Origin of the sequence: Curtobacterium sp. PhB170 (genome assembly GCF_003752345.1) — a bacterium.
Lineage (GTDB): Bacteria > Actinomycetota > Actinomycetes > Actinomycetales > Microbacteriaceae > Curtobacterium.
Map to the genome: position 1 here is coordinate 57,879 of NZ_RJUM01000012.1, position 19,642 is coordinate 77,520.

14 protein-coding genes are annotated in these 19,642 nt (G+C 70.4%); 6 read left to right on the plus strand and 8 right to left on the minus strand.

The annotated features are described in order from the left end of the window. The first annotated feature begins 61 nt into the window (after window positions 1-61). Complete coding sequence (locus tag EDF40_RS13705) at window positions 62-1,282, plus strand: thiolase family protein (protein ID WP_123338336.1); 1,221 nt, start codon at window positions 62-64, stop codon at window positions 1,280-1,282. Next, the gene (locus EDF40_RS13710) at window positions 1,279-3,423 is read left to right on the plus strand and encodes a 3-hydroxyacyl-CoA dehydrogenase NAD-binding domain-containing protein (protein WP_123338335.1); all 2,145 of its coding nucleotides are present in this window, start codon (window positions 1,279-1,281) and stop codon (window positions 3,421-3,423) included. The genes EDF40_RS13705 and EDF40_RS13710 overlap by 4 nt, the downstream gene beginning before the upstream one ends. Before the next feature lie 176 nt (window positions 3,424-3,599). On the opposite strand, the gene dxs is transcribed toward EDF40_RS13710, so the two are convergent. The 5 genes from dxs to dut form a co-directional block, all read right to left on the minus strand. Further along, window positions 3,600-5,531: a 1-deoxy-D-xylulose-5-phosphate synthase gene (gene dxs, locus EDF40_RS13715; RefSeq protein ID WP_123292692.1), complete on the minus strand. Its 1,932-nt coding sequence runs from the start codon at window positions 5,529-5,531 to the stop codon at window positions 3,600-3,602. Between the two features lie 132 nt (window positions 5,532-5,663). Then, the gene (gene acnA, locus EDF40_RS13720) at window positions 5,664-8,480 is read right to left on the minus strand and encodes an aconitate hydratase AcnA (protein ID WP_123292691.1); all 2,817 of its coding nucleotides are present in this window, start codon (window positions 8,478-8,480) and stop codon (window positions 5,664-5,666) included. A gap of 129 nt (window positions 8,481-8,609) precedes the next feature. Next, window positions 8,610-9,401: a DUF3159 domain-containing protein gene (locus EDF40_RS13725; protein WP_123340525.1), complete on the minus strand. Its 792-nt coding sequence runs from the start codon at window positions 9,399-9,401 to the stop codon at window positions 8,610-8,612. Between the two features lie 25 nt (window positions 9,402-9,426). Beyond that, the gene (locus EDF40_RS13730) at window positions 9,427-10,164 is read right to left on the minus strand and encodes a DUF3710 domain-containing protein (RefSeq protein ID WP_216833902.1); all 738 of its coding nucleotides are present in this window, start codon (window positions 10,162-10,164) and stop codon (window positions 9,427-9,429) included. Continuing rightward, window positions 10,161-10,649 carry a dUTP diphosphatase gene (gene dut, locus EDF40_RS13735; RefSeq protein ID WP_123340524.1) on the minus strand — a complete coding sequence of 163 codons (489 nt, stop codon included), beginning with the start codon at window positions 10,647-10,649 and terminating at the stop codon, window positions 10,161-10,163. Before dut ends, EDF40_RS13730 begins: the two co-directional genes overlap by 4 nt. A 69-nt stretch (window positions 10,650-10,718) precedes the next feature. On the opposite strand from dut, the gene EDF40_RS13740 reads away from it, so the two are divergent. Beyond that, window positions 10,719-11,150 (plus strand): DUF3093 domain-containing protein, encoded by a 432-nt coding sequence (locus tag EDF40_RS13740; protein ID WP_111086383.1) that lies wholly within the window; start codon window positions 10,719-10,721, stop codon window positions 11,148-11,150. Window positions 11,151-11,254: 104 nt separating this feature from the next. On the opposite strand, the gene EDF40_RS13745 is transcribed toward EDF40_RS13740, so the two are convergent. Beyond that, on the minus strand, window positions 11,255-11,554 hold the full coding sequence (locus EDF40_RS13745; protein WP_031263038.1) for a DUF4193 domain-containing protein: 300 nt from the start codon (window positions 11,552-11,554) through the stop codon (window positions 11,255-11,257). Window positions 11,555-11,821: 267 nt separating this feature from the next. On the opposite strand from EDF40_RS13745, the gene sepH reads away from it, so the two are divergent. Then, window positions 11,822-12,856, plus strand: coding sequence for a septation protein SepH (sepH, locus tag EDF40_RS13750; RefSeq protein WP_123340523.1), 1,035 nt, complete (start codon window positions 11,822-11,824; stop codon window positions 12,854-12,856). Between the two features lie 28 nt (window positions 12,857-12,884). Here sepH and EDF40_RS13755 read toward each other — a convergent pair whose 3' ends face one another. Further along, window positions 12,885-14,051: an alkaline phosphatase family protein gene (locus tag EDF40_RS13755; RefSeq protein WP_123340522.1), complete on the minus strand. Its 1,167-nt coding sequence runs from the start codon at window positions 14,049-14,051 to the stop codon at window positions 12,885-12,887. Between the two features lie 61 nt (window positions 14,052-14,112). On the opposite strand from EDF40_RS13755, the gene EDF40_RS13760 reads away from it, so the two are divergent. Then, window positions 14,113-16,599: a DNA topoisomerase (ATP-hydrolyzing) subunit A gene (locus EDF40_RS13760; protein WP_123340521.1), complete on the plus strand. Its 2,487-nt coding sequence runs from the start codon at window positions 14,113-14,115 to the stop codon at window positions 16,597-16,599. A 452-nt stretch (window positions 16,600-17,051) separates the two neighbouring features. Here the strand turns inward: EDF40_RS13760 and EDF40_RS13765 are convergent, their stop codons facing one another. Next, window positions 17,052-19,178, minus strand: coding sequence for a type IIA DNA topoisomerase subunit B (locus EDF40_RS13765; RefSeq protein WP_123340520.1), 2,127 nt, complete (start codon window positions 19,176-19,178; stop codon window positions 17,052-17,054). Window positions 19,179-19,346: 168 nt separating this feature from the next. Between EDF40_RS13765 and EDF40_RS13770 the strand changes: the two genes are divergently transcribed. Continuing rightward, on the plus strand, window positions 19,347-19,571 hold the full coding sequence (locus EDF40_RS13770; RefSeq protein WP_071255055.1) for a hypothetical protein: 225 nt from the start codon (window positions 19,347-19,349) through the stop codon (window positions 19,569-19,571). Window positions 19,572-19,642: the final 71 nt, after the last annotated feature.

A 19,642-nucleotide genomic window follows, 5' to 3' on the forward strand; every position in this document is an offset into this window, starting at 1 on the left:
GCCCGGCCGGCCGGAGCGACCAGCGTTCCGGCCCGATCGATGAGGATCTGGGAGGCCCGGATTGCCAAAGGCATCAGACGTCGTGTTCGTGGACGGAGTACGGACACCGTTCGGACGAGCCGGCGAGAAGGGGGTGTTCTGGAAGACCCGGTCCGACGACCTCGCGGTGCACGCGATGCGCGGACTGCTCGACCGGAACGCCTCGCTCGACACCGCAGCGGTGGACGACGTCGCCGTCGCGGCGACCACGCAGCAGGGTGACCAGGGGCTGACCCTCGGCCGCACCGTCGGCATGTTGGCCGGCCTGCCGAAGTCGGTCCCCGGGTACGCGATCGACCGCATGTGCGCCGGGGCCATGACGAGCGTCACGACGCTCGCGGGTGCCATCGCCTTCGGCGCCGCGGACATCGCGATCGCCGGAGGTGTCGAGCACATGGGGCGCCACCCGATGGGCTTCAACTCGGACCCGAACCCGCGGTTCATCGCCGAACGCATGGTGTCGAGCGACGCGCTGGTGATGGGGTCCACCGCCGAGCGCCTGCACGACCGCTTCCCGGCGATCACGAAGGACCGCACGGACGCCTACGCCGTCCAGTCCCAGCAGCGGTACGCCGCAGCGTGGGCCGCCGGCAAGCTGCAGCCCGACGTGATCCCGGTCGAGGTGAACAAGGGCGACGGGTGGGACGTCATCAGCACCGACGAGCCGCCGCGTCCGGGCACCACGCTCGAGGCACTGGCCGCGCTGAAGACGCCGTTCCGCCCGCACGGACGGGTCACCGCCGGCAACGCCGCCGGCCTCAACGACGGCGCGACCATGAGCCTGCTCGCCTCGGCCGAGGGCGCCAAGGAGCACGGCCTGCCCACGAAGATGCGGATGGTCTCGTTCGCTTTCGCGGGCGTCGAGCCCGAGGTCATGGGCGTCGGTCCCGTCCCCGCAACCGACAAGGCACTGTCGAAGGCCGGCCTGTCGATCGACGACATCGGCCTGTTCGAGATCAACGAGGCGTTCGCGGTGCAGGTGCTCGCGTTCCTCGACAACTACGGCATCGCGCAGGACTCCGCGAACGTCAACGCGTGGGGCGGCGCGATCGCCGTCGGCCACCCGCTGGCATCGAGCGGTGTCCGCCTGATGAACCAGCTCGCCGCGCAGTTCGCCGAGCGCCCGGACGTCCAGTACGGCATCACCACGATGTGCATCGGACTCGGCCAGGGCGGCACCGTGATCTGGGAGAACCCCGGCTTCAGCAAGTCCGCAGCACGTTCGGCTCGGAAGGGGGCATGAGCATGACCACCGTCGACACCGACCGTCTGTCCGAACTCAGCGAGGACGAGGTCGTCACGCACTCGTTCGTCAAGCACGTCACGATGCCCTCCGGTGGCACCCTGGCGCTCATCACGCTCGACAACGGCAAGGACTACAAGCGTCCGAGCACCCTCGGGCCGCGCACGCTCCGCGAACTCTCCGGGGTGCTCGACACCCTGAAGACCGAGGCGACCGCCGGCACGATCCAGGGCGTCGCGATCACCGGCAAGGAGTACTGCTTCGCTGCCGGTGCCGACCTGTCGCAGGCAGCGTCCGTGCCGTCGCGGGACGTTGCCCACGACCTCGCGGCCCTCGGCCACGCCACGCTCCGCAAGCTGTCCGACCTCGGTGTGCCGTCGTTCGCGTTCATCAACGGCATCGCGCTCGGCGGCGGTCTCGAGATCGGACTGCACTGCACCTACCGGGTGTTCTCGTCCGCGGCGCAGGGCATCGGCCTGCCCGAGGTCTTCCTCGGCATCATCCCGGGCTGGGGCGGCGCGACACTGCTCCCCCGCCTGATCGGTCCGGAGCGGGCGCTGCGGGTCATCGTCGAGAACCCCCTCAAGAACAACCGCCTGATGGACGGGGCGGCTGCGGTCGAGATCGGCATCGGCGACGCGCTGATCCCGTCGGTGACGTTCCTGCCGTCAGCCGTCGCGTGGGCCGACGGTGTCATCGCCGGTCGCGTGTCGGTCAAGCGGCCCAACGAACCGGGCATGCTCGAGAAGGCTGCCTGGGGCACGGTCGTCAAGGTCGCCCGTGGGCAGGTCGCGTCGAAGATCGGGACGGTGCCGAAGTCGCCGTTCCGCGCGCTCGACCTGGTGGCCGCCGCTCGCGGCGGATCCTTGGACGAGCGGTTCGCCGACGAGGACGACGCCCTCGCCGACCTGCTCTCCGGTGACCAGTTCGCTGCGTCGATGTACGCGTTCGACCTGGTGCAGAAGCGCGCGAAGAAGCCCGTCGGCGCGCCGGAAGGCGTCGAGCCGAAGAAGATCACGAAGGTCGGCGTCCTCGGCGCCGGGCTGATGGCGTCGCAGTTCGCACTGCTCTTCGCCCGACGACTCGGCGTCCCCGTCGTGATCACCGACGTCGACCAGTCCCGCGTCGACGCCGGCGTGGAGCGGATCCGCGGCGAGGTCGGCAAGCTGCTCGAGAAGGGGCGGATCTCCCCCGACGACGCGAACCGCATCACCGCACTCGTCAGCGGGTCGGTGTCGTACGACGCCTTCGCCGACGCCGACTGGGTGATCGAGGCCGTCTTCGAGGAGATGAGCGTCAAGCAAGAGGTCTTCCGGAAGATCGAGCAGGTCATCGCGCCGGACGCCATCCTCGCCACCAACACCTCGTCGTTGTCCGTCTCCGAGATGGGCTCGGTGCTGTCCGACCCGTCGCGCCTGGTCGGGTTCCACTTCTTCAACCCGGTCGCCGTGATGCCCTTGCTCGAGGTCGTCCGCACCGCCGACACCTCCGACGAGACGCTCGTCACGGCGCTCGCCGTCGCGAAGACCCTCAAGAAGACGGCGATCATCACAGCCGACCAGCCGGGCTTCGTCGTCAACCGGGTGCTCGCACGGGTCCTCGGTGAGGCGATGCGCGGCGTCGAGCAGGGCACCTCGTTCGACGTCGTGGCGGCCGGTGCCGCGCCGCTCGGACTGCCGATGTCGCCGTTCGAGCTGCTCGAACTCGTCGGTCTGCCGGTCGGAGCGCACGTGCTCGACTCGCACCACGCCGCCTGGCCGGAGCGCTTCTACCCCGGTGACGGGCTGAAGAAGATCGCCGACTACGGGAAGATCCTGACCCGCGACAAGAAGGGCAACGCGACCGGGTACGACCCCGCTGCCGTCAAGCTCGTCGCGCCGTCGAAGAAGGACGCGAAGCCCGTCGACGCCGCCGCGATGCAGCAGCGCTTCGAGGACGCCCTGGCCGACGAGCTGCACCGCATGCTCGAAGACGAGGTCGTCCAGCACGTCGAGGAGATCGACCTCGGCCTGATCCTCGGTGCGGGCTACCCGTTCCAGGCCGGTGGGATCAGCCCGTACCTCGATCGCAGTGGGGCGTCCGAGCGCGTCTTCGGTGGGAGCTTCCACGACCCGCTGATCGTCGGCCCCGCTTCCCGCTAGCCGGCGCCGGTGTCGCGCCCCGAGGCGGGGGGGGGGGGGGCCCCCCCGGGGGGGGGGGGCGCCCCCCGGGGGGGCGGGGGGGGGGGGCGGGGGGGGCGGGGCCCCCCCCCCCCCCCCCCCCCCCCCCCCCCACGCCCGCGCGGGGGCGCGACTCGGGACTGCCGCGCGGTCCCCGCCTAGCGGTCGGCGGACTCCCGCGACCGCGCGGGCTTCGCCTGCGGCAGCTTCGTCCCGACGACCTGGTCGATCACGTCACGGGCGATCGCCTGCGCCGTCAGCCCGACGTCGGCGAGGATCTGCGACCGGGTCGCGTGGTCGATGAACTCGTCGGGCAGCCCCAGCTCGTTCACGCCGGTGTCGACCCCGGCTGCCCGCAGGTCCTGCCGCAGGCGGGTCCCGACGCCACCGACGCGCACGCCGTCCTCGATCGTGATGACGAGCCGGTGCGTCCGCGACAGCTCGATGAGCGAGCCCGGGATCGGGACCACCCAGCGCGGGTCGACGACGGTGACGCCGATACCCTGCGCCTCGAGCAGCGCCGCGGCCTCGAGCGCCGTCGGCACCATCGAGCCGACGGCCACGAAGAGCACGTCCTCGACGCCGTCCGCGGCGGCGTGCAGCACGTCCACACCGTCGGGGAGACGACGGACGGCGGGGATGTCCGGCCCGACCTGGCCCTTCGACCACCGGAGCACGGTGGGGGCGTCGTCGACGGCGATCGCCTCGCGGAACTCCTCGCGCAGGGTCGCCGCATCGCGGGGCGCCGCGATCCGGATGCCGGGCACGACCTGCAGCAGCGCGAGGTCCCACATGCCGTGGTGCGACGGCCCGTCCGGCCCGGTGATGCCGGCGCGGTCGAGCACGAACGTGACGCCGGCCTTGTGCAACGCGACGTCCATCAGCACCTGGTCGAACGCCCGGTTGAGGAAGGTCGCGTACAGCGCCACCACGGGGTGCAGGCCGCCGTAGGCGAGACCCGCAGCGGTCGTCACGGCGTGCTGCTCGGCGATGCCGACGTCGTACACGCGGTCGGGGTGCTGCTCCTGGAACAGGTGCAGTCCGGTCGGTCGGAGCATCGCAGCCGTGATCGCGACGACACGGGGGTCCGAATCGCCCACAGAAGCCAGGGTCGACGCGAACACCGAGGTCCACGACGGACCCGACGCCGCGTCGAGCGACTCCCCCGTCTCCGGGTCGATGTGCCCGACGGCGTGGAACTGGTCGGCCTGGTCGCGCAGGGCCGGCTCGAACCCGTGGCCCTTCTCGGTGATCGCGTGCACGATCGTCGGGGCGCCGTAGGCCTTCGCCTGCCGGAGCGCTGCCTCCATCGCACGCTGGTCGTGTCCGTTGACCGGCCCGATGTACTTGATGTCGAGGTTCGAGTACAGCGCTTCGTTGTTCGTGAAGCGCGACAGGAACCCGTGCAGGCCCCCGCGCATCCCGCGGTACACGGCCCGGCCGGGCGCGCCGAAGCGGTCGGCCACGGCCCGGGAGGTCTCGTAGAGCGCCCGGTACTCACGCCGCGTGCGCATGGAGCTGAGGAACCGCGCCATGCCGCCGATCGTCGGAGCGTACGAGCGGCCGTTGTCGTTGACGACGATGACCAGGCGACGGTCGTTGTCGTCCGAGATGTTGTTGAGCGCCTCCCACGTCATCCCACCGGTGAGGGCGCCGTCACCGACCACCGCGACGACGGTGCGGTCGGTCTGTCCGGTCTGCCCGAACGCGCGGGAGATCCCGTCGGCCCACGACAGGGACGACGACGCGTGCGACGACTCCACGATGTCGTGCTCGGACTCGCTCCGCTGCGGGTAGCCGGCGATGCCTCCCCGCTCGCGGAGCTTCGAGAAGTCCTGCCGCCCGGTGACGAGCTTGTGCACGTACGACTGGTGCCCCGTGTCGAACACGAAGGGGTCGTTCGGCGAGTCGAACACCCGGTGCATCGCGAGCGTCAGCTCGACCACCCCGAGGTTGGGCCCGAGGTGCCCACCGGTCTTCGCGACCTCGGCCACCAGGAACCGGCGGATCTCGGCGGCGAGTTCGGTCATCTGCACGTCGGAGAGACGCTTCAGGTCGCGCGGCGACGTGATGCTGCTGAGCAGGCTCACGGGCGCTCCTTTCGTGGGGCTGTCGGCCCACTCTATTCTCGGGACCCGACAACGGACGGGAGGCCCGTGGCGGTGTCGCCACGGGCATCCAGTCCGTCGTGTGGTCGCGTCAGCGACCCGTGCTCACGTCGCTCAGACGAGCGACCGGAGCACGTACTGCAGGATGCCGCCGTTGCGGTAGTAATCGGCCTCACCCGGGGTGTCGATGCGGACGACCGCGTCGAACTCGACCGGCTGCTTGCCGGCGGGCGAGTGCTCGCTCGGCGTCGCGGTGACGTGCACGGTCTTCGGGGTCCGGCCCTCGTTGAGCTCGGTCAACCCCGAGATCGAGACGACCTCGGTGCCGTCCAGCCCGAGGGACTCGACCGTCTCGCCCGCCGGGAACTGCAGCGGGACGACGCCCATGCCGATGAGGTTCGAGCGGTGGATCCGCTCGAAGCTCTCGGTGATGACCGCGCGGACGCCGAGCAGGTTCGTGCCCTTGGCCGCCCAGTCGCGCGACGAACCCGAGCCGTACTCCTTGCCGCCGAAGATGACGAGCGGGATGCCCTGCTCCTGGTAGTGCTGCGAGGCGTCGTAGATGAACGACTGCTCGCCGTCGGCGGTCGTGAAGTCACGGGTGTATCCGCCCTCCACGCCGTCGAGCAGCTGGTTGCGCAGACGGATGTTCGCGAACGTGCCCCGGATCATCACCTCGTGGTTGCCGCGACGCGAGCCGTAGGAGTTGAAGTCCTTGCGGTCCACGTCGTGCTCGGCCAGGTACTTGCCGGCCGGGCTGTCCGCCTTGATCGAGCCGGCGGGCGAGATGTGGTCGGTCGTGACCGAGTCGCCGAGCTTCGCCAGCACGCGGGCGCCGGAGATGTCCGACACCGCGTCGGGCTGCATGGTCATGCCCTCGAAGTACGGGGGCTTCCGCACGTAGGTCGACTCCTGGTCCCACTCGAAGGTGTCGCCCGTGGGGGTCGGCAGGTTCTTCCAGCGGTCGTCGCCCTCGAACACGGAGCCGTACTCGTGGGTGAACATCTCGGTGTCGATCGACTCGTCGATGACCTGCTGGACCTCGGCCGCGTCGGGCCAGATGTCCTGCAGGTAGACGTCGTTGCCGTCCTGGTCCTTGCCGAGGGCGTCCTTGTCGAAGTCGAAGTGCATCGACCCGGCGAGGGCGTACGCGATGACCAGGGGCGGGGACGCCAGGTAGTTCATCTTGACGTCGGGGTTGATGCGCCCCTCGAAGTTGCGGTTGCCCGAGAGCACCGCGGTGACGGCGAGGTCGTTGTCCTGCACGGCCTGCGAGATCTCCTCGGGCAGCGGGCCCGAGTTGCCGATGCAGGTGGTGCAGCCGTAGCCGACCGTGTAGAAGCCGAGCTGCTCGAGGTAGGTCGTGAGACCGGCCTTCTCGTAGTAGTCGGTGACGACCTTGGACCCGGGGGCGAGCGTCGTCTTGACCCACGGCTTCGAGGTCAGGCCCTTGGCGGCGGCGTTCCGCGCGAGGATGCCGGCCGCCATCATGACGGACGGGTTCGAGGTGTTCGTGCACGAGGTGATCGCGGCGATCGCGACGGCACCGTGGTCGATCGTGAACGGGTCGGCCCCGTCCATCGCGACCTTCGTCGGGGCCGAGGCCGTCGACGGGGCGCTCGACACGTAGACGTGCTCGTGCAGGTTGGTGTCCTCGTTGGTCGAGCCCGCGGCGATCGGGTCGGAGGCCGGGAAGGTCTCCTCCACCGCGTCGTCGAGGTCGGTCTGCTCGCTCGGGGTCGTGTAGTTGTTCAGGTCGACCTCGAACTGGTCCTTCGCCTTGGACAGTTCGATGCGGTCCTGCGGACGCTTCGGCCCCGAGATCGACGGCACGACCGTGGAGAGATCGAGCTCCATGTACTCGGAGTACGCCGGCTCGACCGAGGCGTCGTGCCACAGACCCTGGGCCTTGGAGTACGCCTCGACCAGGGCGATCTGCGCCTCGTCGCGACCGGTCAGACGCAGGTAGTCGAGCGTGACGTCGTCGACCGGGAAGATCGCAGCGGTCGAACCGAACTCGGGCGACATGTTGCCGATGGTGGCGCGGTTCGCGAGCGGGACGGCGCTGACGCCCTCGCCGTAGAACTCGACGAACTTGCCGACGACACCGTGCTTGCGGAGTTCCTGCGTGATGGTGAGCACCACGTCGGTCGCGGTCACGCCGGCCGGGATCTCACCGGAGAGCTTGAAGCCGACGACCTTGGGGATGAGCATCGACACCGGCTGGCCGAGCATCGCTGCCTCGGCCTCGATGCCGCCGACGCCCCAGCCGAGCACGCCGAGCCCGTTCACCATCGTGGTGTGCGAGTCGGTGCCGACGAGGGTGTCCGGGTAGGCGTAGGTCTCGCCGTCGAAGTCACGCGTGTAGGTGACCTTCGCCAGGTACTCGATGTTGACCTGGTGCACGATGCCGGTGCCCGGCGGGACGACCTTGAAGTCCTCGAACGCGGTCTGGCCCCAGCGGAGGAACTGGTAGCGCTCCCCGTTCCGCTCGTACTCGAGGTCGGTGTTGCGCTGGAGTGCGTCCGTGCTGCCGAACAGGTCGGCGATGACCGAGTGGTCGATGACCATCTCGGCCGGGGACAGCGGGTTGATCTTGTTCGGGTCGCCGCCGATGTCCGCCATCGCCTCGCGCATGGTGGCGAGGTCGACGATGCACGGCACGCCCGTGAAGTCCTGCATGACGACGCGCGCCGGCGAGAACTGGATCTCGGTGTCCGGGTCGGCGTCGGGGCGCCAGGAGCCGAGCGCGCGGATCTGCGCCTCGGTGACGTTCTTGCCGTCCTCGGTGCGGAGGAGGTTCTCGAGCAGCACCTTCAGGCTGTACGGGAGCTTCTCGTGCCCGGGCACCGTGTCGATCCGGTGGATCGCGTAGTCGACACCCCCAACCGACAGTGTGTCCTTCGAGCCGAAGCTATTGACTGCAGCCACCGTGCCGCCTCCCTACTGATCGGTTTGCCCTCATCATCGCGGGCCGTGGTCCGTCCCACCAGCAAGGCAAACCTAATCCCGCTGGCGCCGGAGCGCCGGACGGGAAAGTCTCTTGATGTCAAGACAACTCTACACCGTGGCGGCGTCGTCCCTCCGCACGAACACGGTGCGGACCAGCAGCCACGTGACCCAGAGCACGGCGGCGTAGAGCGGGACGCCGAGGATGAGCTTGAGGCCGGCGAGCAGCTCGACCTGCGCGGTGAGGTACAGCGGCACCTCGACGGCCAGGCGGAGTGCGAAGAGCCCGACCCAGATCCAGGTGGCGACCGTCAGCACACGGCGCTTGACCGGGTCGGCGCGCCAGTCGACGTGCGAGCCGTCCTCGTTCGCCGGCAGCAGGAACCCGACGACCAGACCGATGAGCGGCCAGCGGACGGCCAGTGACACGAGGAGCCCGACCAACCACACCGAGTTGATGATGATCCCCGGGATGAAGTTGCTCTCGGCGCGTCCGGTGATGAGGGCGAGGCCGGCCGACACCGCGACGCCGAGGATGCCGGCGAAGGACATCGTCAGCGACTGTCGCTGCACCAGGCGGAGCACGACGAAGACGAGTCCGACGACGACCGGGATCACGACGCTCGGCACGAGCTCCTTCGTGATCGCGTAGACCACCAGGAACGCGAACCCGGGCAGCACCGACTCGGCGAGCCCGCGGATCCCGCCGACCGCTCCGAGCAGCGCGCGCCCGGAGGGCGCCTCGCCAGGGGCGACGCGGGCGATGCCCGCGTTCTGCACCGCGTCGCGGAACTGCGCCGAGAACGACGGCGCAGCCGACGCAGCGTCAGGTGTCCCAGCGGACGCGGGCACGGCTTCGGACCCGGCCGTCTCGGGTCGGTGGGTGTCGTCGTGTTCCGGCACCGTGCCTCCAGGGCGGGTCAGGTCGTCAGATCGCGGTCTGCGTCGACTTCGGCATGTGCAGCGGGATGAGGTCGCGCGGCGGCATCGGCGTCGTGCCGCGCACGACGACGACGCTGCGGAACAGCTCCTCGATCTCGCTCGCGTCGTCGGGCTGCTCGGCGGCCTTGCCGGCGATCACGCCGCGCAGGAACCAACGAGGGCCGTCGACGCCGACGAAGCGGGCCGGACGGACACCGGCGGCGCCGCCGTCCCCGTCGACCGCGACCGGCACGGACGCACGGAGCTCGGGGCCGAACGGGCCGTCGACCTCGGTCACGACACCACCCTGGCGCTCGATCTGCTCGGCGATCTGCGCGCGGATCTCGTGCCACAGACCCGTCGAGCGGGGTGCGGCGAACGGCTGGACCTGCAGCGTCGAGTCGTCGTAGTCGAGCCCGACCGCGACGACGCGCTGCGAGCCCTCCTCGACCTCGAGGCGCAGGTGCAGGCCTTCGCGCGGCAGGACCTTCACGCCGCCCAGGTCGACGTACGGACGGACCAGGTTCGCCTCGGTCTCGTCGTGGGGGCCGTTCTCGGCACGGTCCTCGGGGGCGGACTTGTCCGTCGGGGCGACCCCGTCGACCTCGTCGAGGTCCGCGTCGGCGTCCGTCGCGATGTCGACCTCGGGGGTCGTGTCCGCGATCTCGACCTCGTCGGCGACGGCCTCGGCCACCTCGACCTCGGCCACCTCGCCCTCGTCACGCTTGCGTCGACCGAACTTCATGCGCGCGTTCCTTCCTGAACATCGTCCGCGGCGCCGGTCACGGCACCGCTCCGGTCACCGTAGCCGGACGAGCCGAAGCCACCCTGGCCCCGGACGCTGTCGGGGAGTTCCTCGACGTGCGTGTACGTCACCCGCGGCACGGGCATGACGATCAGCTGTGCGATCCGGTCACCCACGTGCACCTCGTACGGTTCGGACCGGTCGGTGTTGAGCAGTGAGACCTTGATCTCGCCGCGGTACCCGGAGTCGACCGTGCCCGGGCTGTTGACGATGGTGATGCCGTGCTTGGCGGCGAGCCCGCTGCGCGGGACCACGAACGCGGCGTACCCCTCGGGGAGCGCGATCCGCAGCCCGGTCGCGGCCAGGTGGCGCTCGCCCGGCTGCAGCACGAAGGCCTCGGTCGAGACGAGGTCGGCACCGGCGTCGCCGGGGTGGGCGTGTCCGGGGCGGTTCTCCCCGGTCCAGAGGACGTCGACTGGTTCCATCACGTGTCGAGGGTAGTGCAGAGACGTGACCCGACCGTGACCTGTCCCGAGTCGTGGTCGAATGGACCCGTGACCCTGTACCGCGAACGACTCTGGGCCCCGCCCGCCCTGTACCTGGCGACGGCGCTCGTCATCCCCGCCACCCTGCTCGTGTTCCTGCCCATCAGCGTGCTCGCCGGTGTGCTCGTGGCGATCGGCATGGAGCTCGGCGTCCTCGTGCTCCTGTGGGCACTCGCACCCACCATCGAGGTCACGGACAGCGAGTTCCGCGCCGGCAAGGCGCACCTCCCCCGCGCACTCGTCGGCAGCGTCGAGGCGTTCGAGGGCGCCGAGGCGACCACGCAGCGCGGACCGAAGCTCGACGCTCGAGCGTGGACGCTCTTCCGCGGCTACGTGCGCGGGGTCGTCAAGGTCGAGGTCCGCGACGACGCCGACCCGACGCCCTACTGGCTGGTCAGCGTCCGGCAGCCCACCAAGGTGGTCGAGGCGCTCCGGTCCTGACGGACCGCGACGGGCGGACGGGAGGCCCGGCACGCGTCCGCCCCGCACCGTACGACGAAGGCCCCGCATCCTGGAGGATGCGGGGCCTTCGGTGATCGGTGCGTCTAGAGCGCCGCGCATTCCGCGCAGACCGGCCCGAGCTTCGACTCATGGTCGAGCTGGGAGCGGTGCTTCACGAGGAAGCACTCGACGCAGGTGAACTCATCGACCTGCGGGGGCAGCACCACGACGTCGAGGTCGACGTCGCTCAGGTCCTGCCCGGCGAGTTCGAAGCTGCCGGGGTTGTCCGAATCATCGTCGACGACCCCCGACATCTTGTCGGGAACGCGCTCCTTGAGGGCCTCGATCGACTCCGAATCGGAGTTGTCATCGGTCTTCCGGGGGGCGTCGTAATCGGTGGCCATGCCCATCCATTTCTCGTATCGAGAGGTCGTCGCCGGGTGATCGGCGGCGACAGTTTGCACTACGTCCCGCCAGAGTGCAAACCGAGATCTGCGGCGGGTCGTCACGGCGCTGCAACCCGTGACCGGATCGGGACATTCCCGACACCCGTCGCCACTGGTGCGCAGACTCCGCGGCACGCCCGTGCGCCTCCGTGGAAACCGTCCGCGACCACTGCATACTCACGGGGTACGACGCACGACCGTACGCGACGCTGGGAAGGCTGGACCATGCAAGACGTGAGAGTCATCGGAGTCGAGGCAGGCGCGATCCTCCTGGCCACCGACGGCGGTACCGAGTTCCGGTTGCCCGTCACGTCCTCGCTTCCGGGGCAGGTCCGACAGGCCAACCCCGACGCCGGTCCGCAGAAGCGGGTCTCCCCCAAGGACGTCCAGGCACGCATCCGTGGCGGTGCCGACGCCGCCGAGGTCGCCGCCGCACTCGACGTCGACGTCGAGTACGTCCGACGCTTCGAGGGCCCGGTGCTCGCCGAGCGCGCCTTCGTCCTCGACGCCTCGCACCGCGTCCCGGTGACCCCGGTCGACGACGAGGCCCCCGACACCTTCGGCGCGGCGATCACCGCGAAGCTCGAGGCCGGCGAGGCCACCGCGATCAGCTGGGGCTCGTGGAAGCACCCGGAGAGCGGCTGGCAGGTCCGGGTCCGCTACACCGCGGCCGAGGTCGAGCACGACGCGCAGTGGCGTTTCGACCCGAAGACCTCGACGCTCGTGCCGGACAACGGCGACGCGCACCGGCTCTCGCACACCGACGACGAGGGCATCGCGCCCCGCCTGCGCGCCGTGGAGTACGAGCAGCAGCACGACGACGGCACCCGCTTCGACTCCGGCGCCTTCCGCGTCGAGGAAGAGGACGAGGCCGTCACGAACCCCGACGTCCCCGACCGCGCGCCGCTCCGAGCACCGCTGCCCCGGATCGGCCAGGCGGCCGTCGAGGAGCGCGCACCCGGCAACGAGACCGCCGACCTGCTCGAGGCGCTCCGCCGCCGCCGTGGGGAGCGCGAGGCCGCTTCGTTCGGGGAACAGCGCGACGAGCCCGCCCGCGGCACCTCGATCAGCGTCGTCGACATCCCGCTGCAGGGCTTCGAGGACGAGCCCGAAGGCGACACCGTCCCGCCGTCCGCCGACGCCCGTCCGGCATCGGCGCCCGAAGCAGAGGGCCGCGCCGAGCGCAAGAAGCGCAACCGCCGGTCGATGCCGAGCTGGGACGAGATCGTCTTCGGCACCCGCCCGGAGGACCCGGCCTGATCAGCTCGGACTGACCCGCGGCCGGCTGCTACTGCGCGAACGCCCCGGCGAGCCGCAGCGGGACGAACGTCTCCTCGTCGGTCATCGCGCCGTGCTGGCCGATCATGCGCTTCGGAACCTCGCCGTCACGCAGCGCGCGGTCGTCGTTGAACGCCCACGACCCGCGTGCCACGACGATCACGTCGCCGATGCGCGGGACCACCTGCGGCGAGACCGCGCCGAACCACCCGGCAGCGATCGCCTCCTCGCGGCTCGCGACGTACGCCTTCTTGCCGTAGCGCGCCCGGAACGCCCCGACCAACCCGCGAACGTCGGTGCCCGGCGCCACCGTGAGCTGGCGGCACCGCGGATCGCCAGCCACCCCGACGACGTCCGTCAGCAGCATCGGGTCGATGGCGATGTTCGCGTGGTCGGGCACGTCGAGCACGCCGTGGTCCGCGGTGACCAGGACACCGACGTCCGACGCACCGCGGGCATCGAGGCGGGCGAGCTCGCCGTCGAGCAGCTCGAGCGTCGCCGTCCACCGGTCGGACTGCCACCCGGACTTGTGGCCGATCGAGTCGAGCTCCGGCACGTACAGGTACACGAGTGATCGACCGGTGGCGGTCTCGGCCAGGGCGGCGTCGACGCGCTCCGGGATCGTGTCCGCCGACACGTACCGTGCGCCGCCGAGGACGTTCGCGGTCATGCCCGACGCCCGGTACCGATCGGGGCCGACGACGACGGGGTCGACGCCGAGCTCCGCGGCACGGGTGAAGAGCGTCTCGGTGAGGAACCAGTCCGCGGGGACCTCGGTGTCCCACCCGCCGAGCAGGTTCATGACAGCACCGGTGTCCGGGTTCCAGCCGCTGTAGCCGACGACGCCGTGCGTGCCGGGCGACCGTCCGGTGGTCAGGGTGCTCAGTGCCGCGGCCGTCGTGGTCGGGAACCCGCTGCGCAGCTTCTTCGCGGTGCCGGACCCCTTCGCGGCCGTGAGCCAGCGGGCGTGCCCGGCGCGAGCCGACAGCGCGACGCTCCCGAGGCCGTCGACCAGGACGACGATCGCGGAACGGGCGGGACGGAGGGCGATCCGGGCCTCCAGGCCGTGGTCACGCGACCACGCGCCGTCCGCAGCCCCGAGCGCCACGAGGCAACTCGGGAAGACGTCGGCGAGGTTCGCGGCGGCGTCGGGGGCCGTCGGTACGCTTGTTCCCATTCCACAGAGTCTCCCAGACGACAGAGTCTCCTAGACGACTCCGGTCTTCCAGAAAGGTGCCATGGCACGCACGGACGCAGTCGGCCTGCCCGACGGTGAGCGCATCGAGGACGTCGACGTCTCCGAGGAGATGCAGGGCTCCTTCCTCGAGTACGCGTACTCCGTCATCTACTCGCGGGCGCTGCCCGATGCGCGCGACGGCCTGAAGCCCGTCCAGCGGCGCATCCTGTACCAGATGGCCGAGATGGGCCTGCGGCCCGACCGCGGGCACGTCAAGAGCGCCCGCGTCACCGGTGAGGTGATGGGCAAGCTGCACCCGCACGGCGACGGCGCGATCTACGACGCCCTGGTGCGGATGGCGCAGCCGTTCACGATGCGCGTGCCGCTGATCGACGGCCACGGCAACTTCGGGTCGCTCGACGACGGTCCCGCTGCCGCCCGGTACACCGAAGCCCGCCTGGCCGAACCGTCGATGGCGATGACCGAGGGCCTCGGCGAGGACGTCGTCGACTTCGTCCCGAACTACGACAACCAGATCATGCAGCCCGGCGTCCTGCCCGCGGCGTTCCCGAACCTGCTCGTCAACGGCGCGTCGGGCATCGCGGTCGGCATGGCGACGAACATGGCGCCGCACAACCTGGGCGAGGTGGTCGAGGCCGCGAAGCACCTGCTGATGAACCCGCAGGCCACCCTCGAAGAGCTCATGGAGTTCGTGCCGGGGCCGGACCTGCCCTCCGGCGGCACCATCGTCGGGCTCTCCGGGGTCCGCGACGCGTACGCCACCGGGCGTGGCACGTTCCGCACCCGGTCGAAGGTGAGCGTCGAGAACCTGACCCCGCGCAAGGTCGGGCTCGTCGTCACCGAGCTGCCGTACCTGGTCGGCCCCGAGCGCGTCATCGAGAAGATCAAGGACGGCGTCCAGTCCAAGAAGCTGGTCGGCATCTCGGACGTCAACGACCTGACCGACCGCAACCACGGGCTCCGGCTCGTGATCGGCATCAAGAGCGGGTTCAACCCCACCGCGGTGCTCGAGCAGCTGTACAAGCACACTCCGCTCGAGGACGGCTTCGGCATCAACAACGTCGCGCTCGTCGGCGGGTCCCCGCGCACGCTCGGGCTGCGCGAGCTGCTCGACGTCTACGTCCAGCACCGGTTGTCGGTCGTCACCCGGCGGTCGGAGTACCGGCTCGCGCGTCGCCGCGAGCGGCTGCACCTGGTCGAGGGCCTGCTCATCGCGATCCTCGACATCGACGAGGTCATCCAGGTCATCCGCACCTCGGACGACTCCGAGGCCGCACGGAGCCGTCTCCGCGACGTCTTCGACCTGTCCGAGGTGCAGGCCGAGTACATCCTCGAACTGCGGCTCCGACGCCTGACGAAGTTCTCGCGCATGGAGCTCGAGGCAGAGCGCGACCAGCTCCTCGCCGACATCGCTGCGCTCGAGGAACTCCTGGCGTCCGACGAACGGCTCCGTGCCCAGGTCGCGCTCGAGCTCACCGAGGTCTCCGACAAGTTCGCCACCCCCCGCCGCACCCTGCTCACCGAGGCCGACGCCCCCGTCAAGGGCGGTCGCAAGGCCGCGGTCGACCCGGAGTCGCTCCAGGTCGCCGACTCGCCGTGCCGCGTGCTCCTCTCGACCACCGGACGGCTCATCCGCGTCGACATCCCGACGTCGGAGCTCAGCATCGTCCGGGTACCGAAGCGCTCCAAGCACGACGCCGTCCGGTCCGCCGTGGTGAGCACCGTCCGGGGCCAGGTCGGCGCGCTGACCTCGACCGGGCGGGTCCTGCGGCTCTCCCCCGTCGACGTGCCGGCGGTGCCGCCCGCCGCGGTCCGCCTCGACGCCGGCGTACGGGTCACGGACTTCCTGGTGCTCACCAAGGGCGAGACGGTCGTTGCACTCGTCGACCTGTCCGGCGCGTCGTCGGACTCCCTCGCCATCGGTACCGCGCAGGGCGTCGTGAAGCGCGTCGTCCCCGGAGCCTGGCCCGACAAGCCCGAGTTCGTCGCCATCGGCCTGAAGCCCGGCGACGCGGTGGTCGGCGCCGCCCAGGCACCCGAGTCCGACGACCTGGTGTTCATCAGCTCGAACGCCCAGCTCCTGCGCTTCCCCGCGTCCGGCGTCCGTGCCCAGGGGCTCCCGGCAGGCGGTGTCGCGGGCATGGCGCTGGCACCCGGGTCCTCGGTGATCTGGTTCGGCTCCGTCGCCCGGTCCGACGACGCCGTGGTCGCCACGGTGTCCACGACCTCCACGGCGCTGCCGGGCACCGACTCCGGTCGCGCCAAGGTCTCCGCCCTGTCCGAGTTCCCCGCCAAGGGCCGGGCGACCCAGGGTGTCCGAGCGCACGCGTTCCTGAAGGGTGAGGACGGACTCACCGTGGGCTGGGCGGGCATCGCTCCCCCGCACGCGGTCGGTACGGACGGCGCCGCGCGGACCCTGCCCGACTGGCTGTCGAAGCGTGACGGGTCGGGGGCACCGCTCGAGGCCGTCATCGGCTCGATCGGTGGCAGTGCTGCGGCGCTCGACGGCACCGCTGGCGACGCGTAGCGCGCGGCAGCGCTCCGGCGGGCTTCTCTCCGCGAAAGCGACAGTGTCCCGCGAACAGTTCGCGGGACACTGTCGCGTGGGCGGCACGGACCGAGCACGGTGGCGGCACAGTGTCGCTCTGGCGGCACCGAGACTCGGTCTGCGCGACATCGTTCGCGGTCCGGCACCCGAGTCCGGTCGCCCACCGCGAGACTCGCTGGCCGGGAGGCGCGGGCCAGCCCCGTCCAGACCGCTCGCTCCGCCGACGCGGAAGCGACAGAAGTCCGCCAACAGTTCGCAGGACTCTGTCGCGTTGGCGGTACGGACCGCGCACGGTGGCGGCACGGTGTCGCTCTTGCGGCACCGAGACTCGGGCTGAGCGACCGAACTCGGAGCTCGCAGCCCGAGACGAGTCGCTGCGGCCGAGACTCGGCCCAGCGCCGCCGAGACTCGGGCCGGGCGCCGCCGCGCGACTACGCGTCGATGCGGTCGCGGTCCAGACCCTCGCCGGCCAGGATGAACTCCTTGCGCGGGGCCACGTCGTTGCCCATCAGCAGCTCGAACACCTTCGCCGCGCTCTCGGCATGCGTGATGTTCACCCGCCGCAGGGTCCGGTGCGCACGGTCCATGGTGGTCTCGGCGAGCTGATCGGCGTCCATCTCGCCCAGGCCCTTGTACCGCTGGATCGGCTCCTGGTACTTCTTGCCGGTCTTCTCGAGCTTCTTCAGCACGGTCTGCAGCTCCTGCTCGGAGTACGTGTACAGCGTGTCGTTCGGCTTGCCGCGGTTCACCACGACGACCCGGTGCAGCGGCGGCACGGCGGCGAACACCCGGCCCTGCTCGATCATCGGTCGCATGTACCGGAAGAACAGGGTCAGCAGCAGCGTGCGGATGTGGGCACCGTCGACGTCGGCGTCCGACATGATGATGACCTTGCCGTAGCGCGCCTGGTCGATCTCGAACGTCCGGCCGGAGCCGGCACCGATGACCTGGATGATCGACGCGCACTCGACGTTCGACAGCATGTCCGACACGGACGCCTTCTGCACGTTGAGGATCTTGCCGCGGATCGGCAGCAGCGCCTGGTACTCGCTGTTGCGGGCGAGCTTCGCAGTCCCCAGGGCCGAGTCGCCCTCGACGATGAAGAGCTCGGTGCCCTCGGTCTCCTGCGATCGGCAGTCCGCGAGCTTCGTCGGCAACGAGGAGTTCTCGAGCGCGTTCTTCCGGCGCTGCGTCTCCTTGTGGGCGCGGGCCGAGATGCGGGTCTTCATCTCCGCGACGACCTTCTCGAGCAGGGTCGCCGCCTGGGCCTTCTCGGTGCGCTGCGTCGACGTCAGGATCTCGGTGATGCGCTTCGACACGACCTGGTCGACGATCTTGCGGACCGCCGGCGTGCCGAGGATCTCCTTCGTCTGTCCCTCGAACTGCGGCTCGGGCAGCCGGACGGTCAGCACGGCGGTCATGCCGGCGAGCACGTCGTCCTTGTCGAGCTTGTCCTGCCCGACCTTGAGCTTGCGGGCGTTCGCCTCGACCTGTGCACGGACGGCCTTGACCAGACCGGATTCGAAGCCGGCCTGGTGCGTGCCGCCCTTCGGCGTGGCGATGATGTTGACGAAGCTGCGGAACACCGTCTCGTAGCCGTCGCCCCACCGCAGCGCGAGGTCCACCTCGCAGGAGCGCTCGACCGAGGTCGACACCATGTGACCCTTGTCGTCGAGCATCGGGACGGTCTCGGTGAAGGTCCCGGTGCCCTGCACGCGCCAGACGTCGGTGACGGCGGTGTCGGCCGCGAGGTGCTCGACGAACTCGCCGATGCCGCCCTCGTAGCGGAAGCGCTCGACGACCGGGCCGGCCTCGACGGCGGTTCCCGTCGCCTCGGCACGCGCAGCGGCGGCCTCGATCGAGGACACGCGCTCGTCGGTGATCGTGATGCCGAGCCCGGGCACCAGGAACGCCGTCTGCCGCGCCCGGGTGACCAGGTCGTCGGTGCTGAACCGCGCGTCGGCGGTGAAGATCTGCCGGTCCGCCCAGTACCGGATCCGGGAACCCGTGACGCCCTTCTTCACCTTGCCGACGACCCGCAGCTCGCTGCCCGAGGTGAAGGGGCTGAACGGGGCGTCCGGACCGATGCCCTCGGCGTCGTCGAACGTGCCGGGCTCGCCGCGGTGGAACGACATGGCGTAGGTCTTGCCGCCGCGGTCGACCTCGACGTCGAGGCGCTCGGACAGGGCGTTGACCACCGAGGCACCGACGCCGTGCAGACCACCGGAGGCCGCGTAGGAGCCGGAGCCGAACTTGCCGCCGGCGTGCAGCTTGGTGAACACGACCTCGACCCCGGTCAGGCCGGTCTTCGGTTCGACGTCCACCGGGATGCCCCGGGCGGTGTCGCGGACCTCGACCGAACCGTCGGCGTGCAGCACGACGCCGATCTCGTCGCCGTGCCCCGCCAGGGCTTCGTCGACGGAGTTGTCGATGATCTCCCACAGGCAGTGCATGAGCCCGCGGGAGTCGGTCGAGCCGATGTACATCCCCGGACGCTTCCGGACCGCCTCGAGCCCTTCGAGGACGGAGAGATGGCGTGCGGAGTAGTCGGAGCTCACCGTCCGATGCTACCGAGCGGTACCGACACCCTCGGCGCGGACACTCGCACTGGGGACAACCGATCCGCGCTCAGCGAAACAGCGCTGCACAATGCATCGTTCTCAGGCATCACGTGTTGAAATGGTGCAACCACCCGGCACCACCTGCGATCCGTGAGGAGCACAGCAATGACCCAGACCGTGCAGGACCCCTCCATCGACGAAGTCAGCAACCACCAGCTGACCGCCGCCGACCGTTGCGACAGCTGCGGAGCGCAGGCCTACATCCGAGCCACCATGTCGAGCGGCGAGCTCTTCTTCTGCGCGCACCACGGCGCAGAGTTCAAGGACAAGCTCGCGGCGACCGCCATCGAATGGCACGACGAGAGCAGCCGACTCTACGAGTCGAAGTAGCGCGCGAAGGCGCGACCACAGCAAGACGGGAGGCCCGGTGCCAGCTGGCACCGGGCCTCCCGTCTGTCTGT